Annotated in this window: 18 protein-coding genes; 8 read left to right on the top strand and 10 right to left on the bottom strand. The window is 59.0% G+C overall.

The features are described from left to right. Nucleotides 1-148: 148 nt before the first annotated feature. Nucleotides 149-661 carry an ATP-binding protein gene (locus NW856_RS05660; protein WP_414399470.1) on the top strand — a complete coding sequence of 171 codons (513 nt, stop codon included), beginning with the start codon at nucleotides 149-151 and terminating at the stop codon, nucleotides 659-661. Here NW856_RS05660 and NW856_RS05655 read toward each other — a convergent pair. Continuing rightward, nucleotides 638-1768, bottom strand: a complete 1131-nt coding sequence (locus tag NW856_RS05655) for a geranylgeranyl reductase family protein (protein WP_414399469.1) — start codon at nucleotides 1766-1768, stop codon at nucleotides 638-640. The two genes, NW856_RS05660 and NW856_RS05655, sit on opposite strands and share 24 nt — an antisense overlap. A 129-nt stretch (nucleotides 1769-1897) precedes the next feature. On the opposite strand from NW856_RS05655, the gene NW856_RS05650 reads away from it, so the two are divergent. The 3 genes from NW856_RS05650 to NW856_RS05640 all read left to right on the top strand — a co-directional run bounded on the left by NW856_RS05650 (nucleotide 1898) and on the right by NW856_RS05640 (nucleotide 3082). Beyond that, a complete protein-coding gene (locus NW856_RS05650; RefSeq protein WP_414399468.1) occupies nucleotides 1898-2218 on the top strand; it encodes a hypothetical protein in 321 nt (106 codons plus the stop codon). A gap of 111 nt (nucleotides 2219-2329) precedes the next feature. Next, nucleotides 2330-2617, top strand: a complete 288-nt coding sequence (locus NW856_RS05645) for a hypothetical protein (RefSeq protein ID WP_414384205.1) — start codon at nucleotides 2330-2332, stop codon at nucleotides 2615-2617. Nucleotides 2618-2770: 153 nt separating this feature from the next. Next, nucleotides 2771-3082 (top strand): hypothetical protein, encoded by a 312-nt coding sequence (locus NW856_RS05640; RefSeq protein ID WP_414399467.1) that lies wholly within the window; start codon nucleotides 2771-2773, stop codon nucleotides 3080-3082. Nucleotides 3083-3085: 3 nt separating this feature from the next. On the opposite strand, the gene NW856_RS05635 is transcribed toward NW856_RS05640, so the two are convergent. After that, complete coding sequence (locus tag NW856_RS05635; protein WP_414399466.1) at nucleotides 3086-4450, bottom strand: serine/threonine protein kinase; 1365 nt, start codon at nucleotides 4448-4450, stop codon at nucleotides 3086-3088. A 134-nt stretch (nucleotides 4451-4584) separates the two neighbouring features. Between NW856_RS05635 and NW856_RS05630 the strand changes: the two genes are divergently transcribed. Both NW856_RS05630 and NW856_RS05625 read left to right on the top strand, forming a co-directional pair. Continuing rightward, entirely contained in the window at nucleotides 4585-6156 is a 1572-nt protein-coding gene (locus tag NW856_RS05630; RefSeq protein WP_414330735.1) for a photosystem II high light acclimation radical SAM protein, read from the top strand. 129 nt (nucleotides 6157-6285) lie between these two features. After that, the gene (locus tag NW856_RS05625; protein WP_414399465.1) at nucleotides 6286-7113 is read left to right on the top strand and encodes a DnaJ domain-containing protein; all 828 of its coding nucleotides are present in this window, start codon (nucleotides 6286-6288) and stop codon (nucleotides 7111-7113) included. Here the strand turns inward: NW856_RS05625 and NW856_RS05620 are convergent. The 4 genes from NW856_RS05620 to NW856_RS05605 form a co-directional block, all read right to left on the bottom strand. After that, nucleotides 7110-7805: a chorismate pyruvate-lyase family protein gene (locus NW856_RS05620; RefSeq protein ID WP_414330733.1), complete on the bottom strand. Its 696-nt coding sequence runs from the start codon at nucleotides 7803-7805 to the stop codon at nucleotides 7110-7112. The genes NW856_RS05625 and NW856_RS05620 overlap by 4 nt on opposite strands. 132 nt (nucleotides 7806-7937) lie before the next feature. Further along, nucleotides 7938-8441 (bottom strand): AbrB family transcriptional regulator, encoded by a 504-nt coding sequence (locus tag NW856_RS05615; protein WP_414330730.1) that lies wholly within the window; start codon nucleotides 8439-8441, stop codon nucleotides 7938-7940. After that, nucleotides 8438-8887, bottom strand: coding sequence for a Fur family transcriptional regulator (locus NW856_RS05610; RefSeq protein ID WP_414343835.1), 450 nt, complete (start codon nucleotides 8885-8887; stop codon nucleotides 8438-8440). The genes NW856_RS05615 and NW856_RS05610 overlap by 4 nt, the downstream gene beginning before the upstream one ends. Nucleotides 8888-8916: 29 nt before the next feature. After that, nucleotides 8917-9240: a DUF1825 family protein gene (locus NW856_RS05605; protein ID WP_011434128.1), complete on the bottom strand. Its 324-nt coding sequence runs from the start codon at nucleotides 9238-9240 to the stop codon at nucleotides 8917-8919. A 150-nt stretch (nucleotides 9241-9390) separates the two neighbouring features. Between NW856_RS05605 and cobT the strand changes: the two genes are divergently transcribed. After that, nucleotides 9391-10518: a nicotinate mononucleotide-dependent phosphoribosyltransferase CobT gene (gene cobT, locus NW856_RS05600; RefSeq protein WP_041436788.1), complete on the top strand. Its 1128-nt coding sequence runs from the start codon at nucleotides 9391-9393 to the stop codon at nucleotides 10516-10518. Here the strand turns inward: cobT and clpS are convergent. The 3 genes from clpS to NW856_RS05585 form a co-directional block, all read right to left on the bottom strand. Then, nucleotides 10467-10772 (bottom strand): ATP-dependent Clp protease adapter ClpS, encoded by a 306-nt coding sequence (gene clpS, locus NW856_RS05595; protein ID WP_011434126.1) that lies wholly within the window; start codon nucleotides 10770-10772, stop codon nucleotides 10467-10469. The two genes, cobT and clpS, sit on opposite strands and share 52 nt — an antisense overlap. 177 nt (nucleotides 10773-10949) lie before the next feature. Further along, on the bottom strand, nucleotides 10950-12791 hold the full coding sequence (locus NW856_RS05590; protein ID WP_414399464.1) for a hypothetical protein: 1842 nt from the start codon (nucleotides 12789-12791) through the stop codon (nucleotides 10950-10952). A gap of 140 nt (nucleotides 12792-12931) precedes the next feature. Continuing rightward, nucleotides 12932-13327, bottom strand: coding sequence for a hypothetical protein (locus NW856_RS05585; protein ID WP_011434124.1), 396 nt, complete (start codon nucleotides 13325-13327; stop codon nucleotides 12932-12934). 112 nt (nucleotides 13328-13439) lie between these two features. On the opposite strand from NW856_RS05585, the gene NW856_RS05580 reads away from it, so the two are divergent. After that, nucleotides 13440-14108 carry a RibD family protein gene (locus tag NW856_RS05580; protein WP_414399463.1) on the top strand — a complete coding sequence of 223 codons (669 nt, stop codon included), beginning with the start codon at nucleotides 13440-13442 and terminating at the stop codon, nucleotides 14106-14108. Between the two features lie 115 nt (nucleotides 14109-14223). Here the strand turns inward: NW856_RS05580 and NW856_RS05575 are convergent. Further along, the coding region (locus tag NW856_RS05575) for a hypothetical protein (RefSeq protein WP_414399462.1) at nucleotides 14224-14506 on the bottom strand (283 nt) is incomplete at its 5' end.

Genomic DNA, 14506 nt, shown 5'->3' with positions numbered 1-14506 from the left:
TCTATCCTAACATAAGATCAACACGACCTAGCTACCCCCCCAAATGGGGGATGACACGTCCCAGCAGGGCTCTGGTCTAGAATCTGGTAGGGTCAATCCGGCCAGGATTGATGGGTGCAGGTTAAATCCTTATCGTTGGGGTTCGGTTTTGAACGCGGCAGGGATCCCTCTGGACAAGAGGCAAACGTTTGCGCTGAGGGTTGACACAACCCTGGACGCGCTTGACCAGGTTTTGACCTGGTTTGAGTCTTTCCGAAATGCGGGCATCCCGGATCCCATTTGGGCGGAATGTCAGTTGGCCTTGGCAGAGGGGTTTACCAACGCCGTTCGCCACGCCCACCGCGCTCTGCCGGAAAGTACGCCCATCGACATTGAGCTGCTGCTGATGCCGCAAGGGCTGGAGTTGCGCATCTGGGATCAGGGGCAGGAGTTTGATCTGGAGGGATTTGCTCGGAACGTGTCGGATCCCACATCGCCCAACGCCAATCTTGAGTCCGAGGGGGGACGGGGTATTTTGCTGATGAAAGCTCTCTCTACTCACCTCAGCTACAGCCGCCAAGCGGATGGTCGCAACTGCCTGTTGATCGGCAAGCGCTTCGACGATCCTGGATCTCGCCCGCGTCTGTCGGTGCCGGGCTTAGGCGAGCAGACCACCGCTTAACTTGCGAATAGCTGAGCTGGCCACATCGCTGTAGCGCAGTTCACCGGCCAAGATCTGGCCCATGCGCCGAGTGGCTCCCGGTCGTTTGACGCCCACCCTGTAGCCCACGCCCGGAAAGCGATAGAACAACGCCGCAATCCGCTTGGCCCAACGCATCTCGGAGCCCCATTCCTGCTGGACGCGGGCGGAGTAGTTCTCCAGAGCTTCTGTATCCCCACCCAGGGCTTGATCGATGGCCTGGGCCGCCAACATGCCGGTGAGAAGGGAAGGGCGGATCCCTTCAGCGGTAAACGGATCGATAACGCAGGCGGCATCTCCCACCAAGAGGGCATTTTGGGTGTGAAGCGGTTGATCTTCGTCCCAGAGGCAGATGGGATGGCCAAACGGCTTGACCGACTTCAAGTCTACGCCAAAGCTTTGGGCATATTGGGCGGCAATTTCCCGCAGGTTTTGTTTTTCTCCACCCCGAAAGGTGCCCGCTCCAATCGAGTAGCCATCAGCCTTGGGGAAGTTCCAAATGTAGCCATTGCTGACGGCGCCGAAGTCAAAATGGGCGGCTGCAGTTTGCGGCTGCGAGAGGGGCACTTCTGCTTCCAAGGCGGCAGCCAGGCGACGACGGCGTTCCTGAAAGCCCAGCCACTTGGCCATTGAGCCTTTTGCCCCATCGGCCCCAATCACGTACCGACCCCAGACTGGGCCGGCGGTTGTCATCACTTGCCAGCGGTCGCTTTGCCACTCGAGGCCAGAGACAGGGCATTCTGCCTGGAGCGCTGCCCCTTGCTTTTGCGCTTGCTGAATCAGGTAGTGGTCGAAAACATCCCGCCGCACCATCCAAACGGGCTCTTTCAGATCCAAATCGACCACCACCGGATCGCCGCCGCGCCAGGTGTAGCGGATTTGCCGGATCTTGAGGGAAATGGCGGGGCCAAAGTCGAAGTCAAACCAAGCCGCCACCATAGGAGAAACGCCGCCCCCACAGGGTTTGTAGCGGGGCAAGGGATCCTTTTCCAGAACCAGCACTGAGCGTCCCCGCTTGGCCAGATGGTAGGCAGCAGATCCGCCGGCGGGGCCAGCCCCGACGATGACACAGTCGTAAAGTTGCGGCATGGTTTTCGATCTGCAAGCCCCCTTGACCGGGGTTCTGGTTACCAGAAGAACTGCCCAAAAGAATTATATTGGGTCTACGAATGACGGTTACAAGGGATCCCTTCACAGCAGCCGGCTAGACAGAAGACGATGCGAATTCGATGGCAGCGGCTTGCCAGCCAGCCCTCAACTTGCTACTGTGCCGCCTGCGGAAAGCGTTTTGCGGGCGGGAAGCGAGTTCGTCACCTATTCAACGATAAGGGGTTGGATCTCGGCCCCCTTTGCCCAGCGTGCTTTGCCCTTCCCCCAGAGCAGTTGCGAGAACAAATCCGCCGCTACGCCTATTTGATTCGCCTAAATCGTCTGCGGGATCCCGGCAGCCAAGACCACGCCCATCATCTGGAACAAGCGGCCCAGGAGCGCTCCATTCGGTATCCGGGCCTGTGGGGCTGGCTGCGGCAGTGGTGGTAGCGTTGGCAAGGGCATTGGGCATTCTGGAAAAGATGCAGGAAAATCAGGAGAGGTTGCCTTCGGGATCCCAGACCCGTTGGCTTGTTTGCTCTCGTTGGTTGAGGAGCCCCCATGCACGACCTGGACAGTTTGCCAGAACCGGTAGCCGATGCCTTGATCAAAAGCCTGCTTACGGACGTGGAGCGGCTGATCAACCAGCACGGACTGTCAGAGGTTCTGGTGGGGTTGGCCATGTATTGCAACGTGCAGTTCAAGGCCAAGTTCAATAAGCCCAACCGCACGGAGAAGGATGAGGAGTTGGGGTTTTATTTCCGCGACGCCGCCAAAGCTCTAGAGGTGGCTGCCAGCCTCACCTATCGCACCATCGACCGCTCCCAACCTGCCCGGCCCAGCACCTAGCCACTGGGATCCCTTTTTAGCTCTCACCCCCAACCTCTCTCAGGAAGAAAAAAGGGAGCCGGCGATCCATTGAGGATCTTAAGGATCTTGGGGTGGCAAGGGATCCCCGTGGGTTTTTATGCTGGTGGGCAACAAGTCGCATCGAGGCTGAGCGTGAGAATTGTTTGGGAACGCAGCATTTACGCGGGCAATGGCCGAGTGCCCTGCATTATCTGCGGGGGATGGGCCAACCCCATCCAGAAAAAAGGGCACCAAGTGTTGCTGGCGGTGGTCTACAACGACCGCGGGCAAATCTACGGGGAAGTCTGCCGCAGTTGTCTCAGTTTGGGGGCCAAAGGCATCAAGGAGTGCCTGCAAGAGCGGATTGCCCGCCTGCGCAAACAACTGGAAGACTTGGAAGAGCTGGAGCAGGGAGAGGTGCAACTGCCCACACTGGAGCAGGAGTTGAGTGCCTATTTGGATTGACAACTACACCTTTTGCCGTTCAACTGGGATCTTCAGCCAACGGCTTAGTTCCGAGGCCAACCACTCCAGCTCTGGCTCCTGCAAAGGGATCCCCGCTCCCAACTCGTATTTGCGGTTGCCCGCCCAGATGTTCAACTGTGGGCTTTGGCGTGGGATCAGCTCTAGCCGGTCAATATCCCATCGCCGACTGGGGGGAACATTGCCAAACCTCAGGCCAAACACCTCGTGAGCCAGGCGAATGTATTTTGTGTCGATCCGTAGGTGGACTTTGCCGAATAGACCGTAGAGGATCACGCCCACCATCCCCAACCCCACCGTCCAGAAGGGCAGCATGAATAGGCCAAACACCAGATTGGCCGGAAAAGGCGCAAGCACAACCGACGTGATCGTGAAAAAGGTGATGAAGGAGTTCCAAGCGATGGCGAAAGGCAGCAACACCAAAACACCGATTTGCCGGGCCGGGATCACCACCTGAAAGGTCTGTTCGGACTTGTGCAGTTGAATCCGGCTGCCTGCTGGCTGGCGAGTAGGGACTGCTGCTGCGTCTGAGGGAATCAAGGCGGGACGACGATCCAAATGCTCCAGCGCCTCCAGGGCCTGCCGGGCGGAAGCAGGGCGATCCGCCACCACAGGTTCCGTCATCCACCGCAGCCAGTCGCGAAAGGGCGGGCTCAGGTGCACCACTTGCTCGAACACAATCCGGGCTCCCTCCTGGGGCAGATCCGCCGGGTGTTGGCCGGTGAGCAGGTGGATTAGGGTGGCACCCAGGCTGTAGAGGTCGGAAGCGGGCACGGTTCTGCCGCCAAATTGCTCTAGGGGCATGTAGCCGTAGCTCCCCACCACGGTGTAGGATCCTTGCTCCCGGGGGGCAGCCGCCTGAACCGAACCAAAGTCCACCAGATACACCTGCTGGTCGGATCCCAAGAGAATGTTGCTGGGCTTGAGATCCCGGTGAATGACGGGGGGATGGAGTTCGTGCAGGTAGACGAGAATGCGCAGCAGCTTTTGCGCCAGCTCCCGCACCTCCGGCTCGGCAAAGCGCCGCCCTTGCTCCATCCACTCCTGCAGCGAGGGGGCGTCGATGTAGGTTTGCACCAGGGCCAGGCCCCGTCCTCCCTTGAGGCTGATCTCGAAGTGGTCACGGTATTGGGGAATGGCCGGATGGGAGAGGGTTTGTAGGATCTGGGCTTCCCGCTCAAACAGTTTCAGGTCGGCCCAATCAAAGTCTGGCCCAAAGAGCAGCAGCTTGATCACCACCTGTTCCGAGGTGAGCAAATCCTGGGCCAGATAGGTGTGTCTGCCGCTGCGCTTGCTCAATCGCCGCTCTGGCCGATAGCGCTGGCGCCAAATTGGGCGCTCTGGAGCCATATCCCCTCCTCAGGTCTGACCCTGCTGGTTGTTTCAGCTTTAGCTTATCCTTGTCCCTTTTGGATCCCTGCCGCCGCGCCCCTCAAAAACCGACTAGAGTGAGTGAAGAGATGTAAAGTAAGCTCTCAGGTTATATGGCCTCGAACCTGAAGATTCAAAAAATCCTCTATGTGCGGCTGCCCTGCAACCCCATTTTTCCCATTGGGGTGGTTTATTTGGCCGATCATGTCCACAAGCTGTTCCCCCAAGTTGAGCAGCGCATCTTCGATATGGGCACCTTCCCGCCCTTGGATTTTCGCCGCCGCATGCTGGAGCAAATCGATCAGTTTCAGCCGGATTTGCTGGTTTTCTCTTGGCGGGATATTCAAGTCTATGCGCCGGTGAACGGGCGGGCCGGCAATCTACTGCAACACTCTTTTGAGTTTTTCTACGCCCGCAACCCCCTGAAAAAATTGCGGGGATCCCTGAATAGCCTCAGGCTGGTGCTGGCCTACTATGGCGAGATTTGGCGCAACACACGGCTGGTCTGGCAGGGGATCCGCAGAGCCAGGCGCTACAAACCTCACGCTGAAGCGGTGTTGGGGGGTGGGGCAGTCAGCGTCTTCTACGAACAATTGGGCCGCTACCTGCCCCAAGGCACCATCATCTCGGTGGGGGAAGGAGAAACGCTGCTGGAAAAAGTCATCCAAGGGCAAAGCCTTGCTGCAGAGCGCTGCTATCGGGCCAAGCTGGAGCAACCTCGCCCAGGTTTGATCCACGAGCCGCCTCAACCTCTGCAAAAAACCGCCTGTGATTACACCTACATCACCGCCATTTGGCCGGAAATTGACTACTACTTAGAAGGGGGCGACTTTTACATTGGGGTACAAACCAAGCGCGGCTGCCCCCACAACTGCTGCTACTGCATCTACACCGTCATCGAAGGCAAGCAGGTGCGCCTCAACCCTGTGGATGAGGTGATCCGAGAAATGATGCAGTTGTACGAGCGAGGAGTGCGAAACTTTTGGTTTACTGACGCCCAGTTTATCCCTGCCCGCCGCTACATTGAGGATGCGGAGGAATTGCTGCAGAAAATCCTTGATGCCGGCATGACCGATATTCGTTGGGCTGCCTATATTCGGGCCGACAACCTCACCCCAAAGCTGGCCGAGCTCATGGTGAAAACTGGCATGAGCTACTTCGAGATCGGCATCACCAGCGGATCCCAGGAGCTGGTGCGCAAAATGCGCATGGGCTATAACCTGCGCACGGTACTGGAGAGTTGCCGCTACCTCAAACAGGCAGGATTTAACGACCTGGTTTCGGTCAATTACTCCTTTAATGTTATCGACGAGCGACCGGAAACCATTCGGCAAACAGTACGGTACCATCGCGAGCTGGAAGCCATCTTTGGTCGCGACAAAGTTGAGCCGGCCATCTTCTTCATCGGCCTGCAACCCCACACTCATCTAGAAGATTTTGCTCGCAAAATCGGTGTTATCGACGACCGCTTTAACCCCATGCACATGACTCCTTGGACGGCGCGCAAACTGCTCTGGAACCCAGAACCCCTGGGATCCTTTTTTGGGGAAGTGTGTCTGGAAGCCTGGGATCGCAATCCCCATGATTTTGGCCGCGAGGTGATGGATATCCTGGAGCGTCGTCTTGGCCTGGCAGAGTTGGAAGAAGCCCTGAGCGCGCCTCTAACAGGGGTTTACGTGTCTTAGCTCTTGGGCCAGCAGCCTCGCTGAACCGGGCAGGATATGCTGGTCCGAAAGGAGGGATCCCTGTTGGGGTAAGGTGGCTGGCCTTCGAAGGCAGCCGGTTCTCCCTCTGTTCTGCAACCAACTGCTCCCATGCCTACTCTGCCTGCTTCCCCCACCTACTACCAACAGCTGGGGCTTTCTCCCCAAGCCAGCCTGGAGGAGATCAAAGCTGCCTACCGCCAGCGGGCACGCGAACTGCACCCGGATCGGTTGCCTGCCGATATCCCCGCAGGGTTGCGGCAGTTGGCCCAGCGGGAGTTCCTCCAGCTACAACACGCCTACCGAGTTCTCAGCGATAGCCAGCAGCGTCGGGCTTACGATCTCAGCCTCATGTCCAAACCCTTGCCTCCTCATGCGCCGGTGCAGGTGGTGCTTGAGCCGACTGCGACCTCTGTCAGTTGGCTCGCCCTCTTGAGTGCTGGACTGATAGGGGCTGCTCTGTGTTTGGCGGGCTTGGCCCTTTGGAATGCCCTCAACCCGGCCCAAGACTTGGACGCAGCCGGCAGAGTGGCCCTCCAGGCTCCTGCCAACTCGGATCCCTCTCCCTCGCCCAGGCCAGACTCCGGATGGGATGGGGATCTGCCCGCAACCTCTTCAGAGACGATGACCTCGGCCCCGGCTAGTCTTTCTGAAGCCACCTCTCCACCTTCTTCTGAGCAGATTGACCGCTTTGCCCGCACCCTCCTGGCGGTGCAACCTCTTCTGGAGAGCACCCAAAATCGCCTCCAACAGGCCAACAGCAGCGAGGAACGTCGGCAAATCGAACAACAGTTTGAGGCTGCTGCTGCCGAGATCATCGTCGCCCATCAACTGACCCCAGAGGACTATCAGCGCATCTCCGCCAGCGCCCAATTGGATCCGCAGGTGGCAGCCGCCATCACCGCAGCCGTGCGCCGTTGGAGGTCTCCGTCGCGCTAGCGGGACAGGGCCCTTGCGGCCAGCCGTGGAGAAAACACCTCGTAGATGACGGTCAAAGGCTGGCCCCTGTGCAACAAAAGATAATGCCTAGCCCAGAAGGGACCGGGACACTGCAGCAGCCGGGCAACCGGGTCTGCCTCGCCGTGGTAAAGGCCGCGCAGCTCGCGAAAGGTCTCCAGTTTTTCTTGGATCAGATTTTGGCCAATGGGCCGATCGGGATGGGGCAAGTATTGAACCAGATGTTCGGAGTTCCACCAAGAGGTGGCATAGAGCAAGGGCTGTTGAGAGGTTACTCCGCACAGCCAAACCCGCCGCCGCATCAAAGGGGATCCCAGCCGCCCCAAATCTCTGGCCAGCTGTTGCATGGACTTGGGGGCAGTGCCCTGCTCTGCCTGTAAATCAACCCGGCCCGTGTCCAGCAGATGAGCCTGAATCGGCTCTTGGATCAAGGCAGCAAGATTACGGGTGGTAAAGCCATCCCCCAAAAGCAGCAAGCGCAGCACGGGATCCACCTGCACCAGCTCAGGCTGTACCGGGTCTGGCTCCCCCTGCCAATGCAGCTGTAGAGGCCACCAATCGCCTTGGCCAGAGGAGACATTGCCCAAAGAGCCATCTGCAGAACGGAGAGCAGCGCTCCAAGGGGATCCGGCAGCGTCGGCATGGCAGGTGAGGGGAGAAGGGGAAAGTTCCAAGGCAGCGGTTCAGTTGTTAAGTTCTGTATCGCCCTTAGTCTAACCCACCCACCATCTCTGCTCCGAGGACTTTCGTGACATACTCCGGCACTCATGCTGATGCACAGAGGGCGGGGCTTCCCGGCGGTCTAGCTAACTCGTGCCCGGCTGAACGAGCAGTCGCACCACCCAGGGGACGACCACGACGACACTGATCAGGCGTGCCAAGTGCATGACCACCACTGTGCTGGTTTGGGCTCCCATGTCCAGGGCTATCAGGCTCATGTCGGAAATGCCTCCTGGAGCTGTGCCCAAGATGGCAGTCAAGCGCTCGATCCCCAGCCAACGGGAGATCAGGTACCCCGACAAGACCCCCGTGCCCACCGCAATCACTGTACAGAGCAGGGCTGGTCGCCACAGATCTTTTAGGGCCAAAAGCGTATCGGCAGTGAGCTTGGTACCCAAGAGGATGCCCAATACCACCTGCATGGCAAAGCGAATCCCGGCTGGGGGAGCGGGAATCGGGATCGCCCCCCAGACATTCACCAAACCCACCGCCACCATGGAGCCCACCAGTGCTCCCGCCGGAAGCCTCAGCTTGACCCCGATCAGGGCGCCGGCCAGCCCGATCAACACCGTCCAGAGATAGCTCATCATTTGGGCTTAGCTTTGAGAAAAGAGGAACGCTGTGAGTCCGGGCTTGGCCCAACCCCTCTACGGCACTGGGCACAGACGCCGTAGAAGTCAAGCACATGGTACTCGATCGCAAATTGGTATCGGCTGGAAAGCTGTGCCTCCAAATCTTCCACCGGACAATCGGGCAAAGGCACCACCCGCCGACATTCGGTGCAGATCAGGTGGTGGCGGTTGTGGCCATTGCTGGGCAGAACCTGGTAGTAGGTCTGCTGGTCTCCCAAGTTGACCGCTTGCAGCTTGCCCTCATTGCGCAGAGCATCCAAAACTCGATAAACCGTGGCCAGACCGACGGTGTGGTTGGCATTGCGCAACTCCAGAAAGATCTCTTGCGCCGAAAGGGGCTGCGACTGCTGCTCTAGCACCTCCAGAATCAATTTCTGGTTGCGGGTCTGGCGGGAAGAAGACATGATCCCTTCGTGTAGGTCGTTCTTGGGGGTCAACGCTCAGCGTCTGCCTCAGCTTTCATGCGCTCTAGGGTCTGGTGCATCTGGTCAAACATTTGGGTCAGGGAGAGCCCAAACCCCCCAAGCTGAGTTTGCAGTTGTTTGATGGTCATTTGAGCCATAAAGTCGTCGGAGAGTTCCAGCCGCTTCATGAAAATGCGCTGGCGCTCCAGCAACTCCTCCATCTGTTCGATGAAGATTTTTTTGCCTTCCCGGTCGAATTGGCCGTACCGTTGACCAAGCTGCATCAGGTTTTGGAAATCCTGAAACAGTTGCTTGGCTTCCTCTTGGACGATCTCAGAGTCGAAGAAGCTCATGGCCTTCCGTTTGCCCTGAATAAACTGCATTGGGTATACCCATCCTATCCGAATCCGATTGCCTCAGCAGGAGGCAACCCCTCCTGCGAGTACGGGATCCCGCCCTTCTGGCTCAGGATAGACTCTGGCTTGTTTGCCTCGGTGTCCGGTATGCTTCCGTTTCCTTGCGTTAAGGCTTACACTCAGCCGGCTGTGGCCCGGCGGTGGTGCGAACGGGTGCAGGGATCCCGACCTCTGTTTCTGGCCTGCTTGGGGTTTACCGAAACGGCTCTTGTTCCGGGCATTTCGGCTGCCGGCGCTACCCCCTCCTTGCGTCGCTACACAGCTCTTGCCGATGGGGAAGTGTTGCTGGCGGGCCATTCTCACCGCTTGCCCACCTCTCCGGATGGCTATCCTTCCCCAGTGGTGATCAGCTGCGCCATCCTGAGGGAGTTGGGGATCCCGTGCCGAGTGTTCGATTGTGGCTTGCCGGAACCTTTGCCGGGGGCAGAAATGGTGAGCTCTGGGGGAGTGGCCCGCTGCTTGAGCACAGGACAGGCTCTGTCTTTGGAGCAGGTGGGATCCCTTTGGCAAGAAGGGTACGACCGCGGATCCCGGCTGGAGCAAGGCTACTGTGTGATTGGGGAGTGTGTGGCAGGGGGCACCACCACGGCGCTGGCGGTGTTGTTGGGACTGGGGTGGGCAGCAGAGGGCATGGTAAACAGCAGCCACCCGGTCTGCAACCACGCCCAAAAGCTGGCCTTGGCCCGGCAGGGATTGGCCCGTCTGCCAAGGGGAGCTTCTGCTGCTGAGGTGGTGGCGGCAGTGGGGGATCCCATGCAGCCCTTTGTGGCCGGGTTGGCGATGGGCGCAGCGCAACGGGGAGCGGTGCTGCTGGCAGGGGGAACCCAAATGTTGGCGGTGCTGGCCTTGATGCAGCGCTGGGGGGAAGAGCAGGGGATCCCTTGGCCCCCAGAGAACGTGGTTGTGGGAACCACCCGCTGGGTGGCAGAGGATCCCTCGGGCAATACGGTGGCCTTGGCAGAGTTGTTGGGGGTTGCTCCCCTTTTGGCCACCCAACTGAGCTTTGCCAATAGCCGCTATCTGCCTCTACAGGCTTACGAGCGGGGCTATGTCAAGGAAGGGGTGGGGGCGGGTGGGCTGGCCATTGCCAGCAGCCTTTACGCCGGTTGGGGCCAAGCGGAGCTGTTGGCAGCAGTTGAGCGCAGCTACGAACGCCTGGTGCTTCAGGCCGGCTCCAAGGGGGCCATGGTCAACCCCTCCCGCAGCAATTGCTGATGGTAGAGCTCCGCCTGTTCTTGAGGGCCGACCCAAACAACTGCTTGCCCTTCGGCATCCACCTGCACGGTCAGTTGCCGCGCTAGGGGCAAAGTCATGCCGGGGATGTATTTCAGCAGACATTCCGTAACGTGCTGAAAGGTATTGAAATCGTCATCCAAGACGATCACCTTGAAGTGGGGGTAGGGCTGGCGAACCTGGGTTCTCGAGGGCGAGAACTGCTGAGCAGGTCGAGTTGGAGCTTCCGTAGTCATAGCAGAAGAGATCGACACAACTACCGAGTAACTTGGGTCTCTCAGGGGTGAGAAACCGGTCGCTTCTGATGATCTATCTCTATCTAGTTTCTAGTCTAATTGGCATCTTGTTGGCAGCTTGTGTCTGTATTCGGATCCCTTGTCGGTCGTTGGCGTCAGCGATAGAGCATGGTTCCTCTAAAGCTCTTCCCGCAGCGGGCGGCGGGGCTTTTGCCCACCGAAGTGGCGCTCGAAATACAGGGCAGTGGCCCGGTGTAGGATCCCGGCTTGGGCAAGGGCCTGACACAGGGATCCCCCTGGCGGCAGGTGCTTCTGGATCTGTTCGATTTGGGTGGCACTGACCAATCCAGAAGCCTTGAGGTAGTCGGCCACGTGGCGTCCCCCCGCCAGTTGAACGGAGTAGCCCCCTTCGCTGAAAAATTTGACGGTCTCCGGCTTGAGGCCGCTGTGGTGGGCCAGCACATCTGTGAAAGTGCCCCCTTCCTTTTCCCAAGCGTGAATGACGGTTTCGATGCCGGCATTGTCGATTAGGCCAGCCGCCCTCAATTGGGTCAATACCCGCTGTACCCAGGGGGTAGCCCGCTGTAGAGCTTCCAAGTCCTCTTCCCCCAAATACTGCTGCGGGGGCAATTCGCTTTCTGGGGCACTCAGTTCCGCTGCCCAGTCGGCTATGGTCAGGGCCTTGAGATCCTCTGTCTCTGGCCGGGCTTTCTCTGGAGCTGGGGTCGGTGCGGCTGAAGGTGGGGAAGTTCGCCGGGCTTCGGCTACCGCTGCGGCTAGAGCACGGTTTTCCGCTTGGGCCGCCTGCAGTTGGGCCTGGAGCTGGCTCACTTGGGCTTGGGCTTCCTGCAAGCGATCTTGAGTTTCTCGCAGTTGGGCTTGGGTTTCTTGGAGCTGCACCTGCAAGCGGTGGGTGGCCTCGGCAGCTTCTTGGCGAACGTGGGCTAGGTCGGCAGTTAAGCGCTGTTTCGTGGACTGGGCCAGTTGGAGTTGGTGTTGGTGCTCCTGCAGCGACTGGTTCAGGGCGGCCACTTGGGCTTCCATTTGCTGCAGAGTATGACGCAGGTGGGTTTGCTCTTGGAGCTGCTGTGCCTGATCCTGCTGTATCTTCTGCTGCTCCTGCAGTTGGGATCCCAGCTCTTGCAGCTGGTGTTTGGCCTGAGATTGCCATTCTGTCAGCTCGTGGCAGCGGCGCCGCAGGGTCTCCAGCTCTGCTTGGGCGGCTTGCAGTTGCGCGGATCCCTGAGTTTGCTGGGCTTGGAGTTGCTCCTCCAGTTCCCGAATGCGCTGTTGGGCAGCCTTTTGTTGTTCTGTCTCCTGTTGAATTTGGGCTTCCAATTGGGCAATGCGCTGCTGCTGTTCCTGCTGGCGGGCTTGATGGTCGGCAACCTGCTGCAGCGATTGTTCGACCAGGAGCTGTTGCTGCTGCCGCTGCTGCTCCAGTTGCGCTTCTAAGATGGCAATTTGCTCTTGGTAGCGCTCCAGCTGGGCTTTGTATTGCTGGGTAACTCTGTAGGTCTCTTGGGCTACCTGTAGAGGTGAGACGTAAAGAGGGGGCTGATCGGGAATGGTGGACCACTGCTCCACCATCACCTCCCAACTGTTGGCAGCTCCTTTCTGGCGCCGCAGCCGCTGCTGCTTGTCCAAGGCCCATTCCAACCAGTGGGGTTGTACCCAGCCCTGCTGCACCAAGATCTCCCCCAGCTTGCGCTCCGGGTGCTGCCGCTGCTGAATCAGGGCCTGATGGATGTGCTCCAGCTCCAGATACCCATGCAGCACCAAGATCTCGCCGATGCGCACCAATTCGACCGGAATCAATGGGTAGAGATCTCGGGGGGCAACCCAGCCGTGCTGCATACACAGCTCCCCCAACATCAAGGGGTTGTCGGCCTTTTCCCACATGGCCTGAGCCAGTTGGGCGGGGGTGAGCAGTCCTGCTCGGTTGAGGGCTTCTCCCAAGCGGATCTCAAACTTTTCCTGCTCGATGGCGGTTGGGGTGGGGCTGGTCGGCGGATTCATTGGGCCTCTCGGACGGGAAGAGTAAGCTCTGCTACAACTATCATAGTGGAAAATCCTTAGAGAAGTAGCATTCTGCAACCGAAACGCATTTTGTCAAGCCGAGGATCCACGGATTTTGCCGGAAGGTCGCTTTTTAAGTCCTAAGAGGGGCGCTGTTCTTGGCTTTGGGCAAACTGTTGCAGCCGCCGCAGCATCAGCAATTGTCCCAAGCCCAAGGGCAGGAGAGAGACGGCCTCTACCCGCAACTGCACCCAGCCGTTCCCCCACAGCCAGTCACAGTAGCCATCGGCTCCTCCCCACATCAGCAGGCGCAGCCGTTCCGGCAGCAGGGTTTCCACCTGGTGCATGATCGAGAGGGGGCCCCATTGGGCCGCAAAGGTGCTGCCCAGCTCCAGCCTTTCGGGAAGGGATCCCTGCAGTTGCTGGGGCCAGATCCACTGCTGCAGCAACCCCACTTCTGTCAGACAGCGCTGCATCGTCGATGCACTGGCCTCGACTTCAACCCGGATGGTGGAGGATTGAAATGTCCCTAGCATATCCATTCCGCGTGGGCGCTCTGGTGACCGGTGCCACGGTTCCCCCGGCGATGCCTGACTCTATTCTGGTCAATTTGTAGGGTTTGCCCACCCTTTCCCAGCGATCTTGCCTTTGAATCGTCCCCACTTGGTTGCCATCTTCGCCCAGAGCTTGGATGGAAAGATCGCAGCCCACCGAGCGCAGAGGCCCTCCTTCAGCAGCCCTGAGGACTATCGGCACTTGGAAACCCAAGCTGCCCAGCAACAGGCTTTGATCATGGGGGCCGCCACTCTGCGGGCCTACGGCACCAGTCTGCGTATTCGGGATCCCGAGTTGATCCAACGCAGAACTGCTCAGGGCCTCTCTCCCCAGCCTCTGACGATCATCTGCTCTGGCAGCGGGGATATTCCTGAGGATTTGCCGTTTTTTCGCCAGCCCCTCACCCGTTGGCTGTGGACAACTCCCAAGGGATCCCAAATTTGGCAGAACCGAACCGGCTTTGAGGATATCTGGGTGGCTGCCGATTGGGATCTGCCGGCACGGCTGGCCCGCCTGCGCAGCTTGGGCATTGAACGGGTGGGGTTGTTGGGCGGGGGGCGGCTTTTGGGGGCATTTCTGCAGGCAGGAGCCTTGGATGAGCTGTGGGTTACCCTCGCTCCGGTGCTGCTGAGTGGATATGCCGATGCCCCTGCCAGCATTGAGGGTTGGCAAGTGCAGGGATCCCTGCCCCAGTTGGAGCTGCTGGAATGCCGCCGTGGCTCCAAGGAGCTGTTTTTGCGCTACGGAGTTGAGTGGCCCTGAGAAATGCTCGACACAAACACAAAAATTTTTGGACAAATTCAGATTTCCCGGAAATCCACAGGTTTTCCCCAGACTTTCCACAGGCGGGTGGGCTGTTTTCCACAGGGCCTTTCCCTCAGGGGGCGGCATCGGGGGTTTCTGTGGAAAAGTGGAGGTGGGTAAGGTTCAGGCGACTACACCCTGAGAAACGTAACGGGATCGCGCCGTTTTTTCCGATCCCATCAAGGCCAATGGCAGGCTTTTGTCCGGTTGGATCCCTGGCTTGGGATTGACATCCCCCATAGGGCAGAGGGCAGAATAGCCCCACCTGAGGGCGAGTGGTGTGGAGATTTTCCCGAGCGCTCTCCTTAGAAAGAAAAGACTTCATCTGTTCTACGGCCCACGACAGGCTTAGGAAC

Source organism: Synechococcus sp. R3-13 (genome assembly GCF_047462195.1).
In the GTDB taxonomy this organism is placed as follows: Bacteria; Cyanobacteriota; Cyanobacteriia; order Thermostichales; family Thermostichaceae; genus Thermostichus.
Note: the sequence above shows the minus strand (reverse complement) of the source record. Positions and strands in the feature narration are given on the sequence as shown.

Excerpts from the sequence above, each read along its gene's own strand:
- NW856_RS05655 (WP_414399469.1), bottom strand. The coding sequence starts at position 1,768 with ATGCCGCAACTTTACGACTGTGTCATCGTCGGGGCTGGCCCCGCCGGC.
- NW856_RS05650 (WP_414399468.1), top strand. The coding sequence starts at position 1,898 with ATGCGAATTCGATGGCAGCGGCTTGCCAGCCAGCCCTCAACTTGCTAC.
- NW856_RS05645 (WP_414384205.1), top strand. The coding sequence starts at position 2,330 with ATGCACGACCTGGACAGTTTGCCAGAACCGGTAGCCGATGCCTTGATC.
- NW856_RS05635 (WP_414399466.1), bottom strand. The coding sequence starts at position 4,450 with ATGGCTCCAGAGCGCCCAATTTGGCGCCAGCGCTATCGGCCAGAGCGG.
- NW856_RS05630 (WP_414330735.1), top strand. The coding sequence starts at position 4,585 with ATGGCCTCGAACCTGAAGATTCAAAAAATCCTCTATGTGCGGCTGCCC.
- NW856_RS05625 (WP_414399465.1), top strand. The coding sequence starts at position 6,286 with ATGCCTACTCTGCCTGCTTCCCCCACCTACTACCAACAGCTGGGGCTT.
- NW856_RS05615 (WP_414330730.1), bottom strand. The coding sequence starts at position 8,441 with ATGATGAGCTATCTCTGGACGGTGTTGATCGGGCTGGCCGGCGCCCTG.
- NW856_RS05610 (WP_414343835.1), bottom strand. The coding sequence starts at position 8,887 with ATGTCTTCTTCCCGCCAGACCCGCAACCAGAAATTGATTCTGGAGGTG.
- NW856_RS05605 (WP_011434128.1), bottom strand. The coding sequence starts at position 9,240 with ATGAGCTTCTTCGACTCTGAGATCGTCCAAGAGGAAGCCAAGCAACTG.
- cobT (WP_041436788.1), top strand. The coding sequence starts at position 9,391 with ATGCTTCCGTTTCCTTGCGTTAAGGCTTACACTCAGCCGGCTGTGGCC.
- clpS (WP_011434126.1), bottom strand. The coding sequence starts at position 10,772 with ATGACTACGGAAGCTCCAACTCGACCTGCTCAGCAGTTCTCGCCCTCG.
- NW856_RS05590 (WP_414399464.1), bottom strand. The coding sequence starts at position 12,791 with ATGAATCCGCCGACCAGCCCCACCCCAACCGCCATCGAGCAGGAAAAG.
- NW856_RS05585 (WP_011434124.1), bottom strand. The coding sequence starts at position 13,327 with ATGCTAGGGACATTTCAATCCTCCACCATCCGGGTTGAAGTCGAGGCC.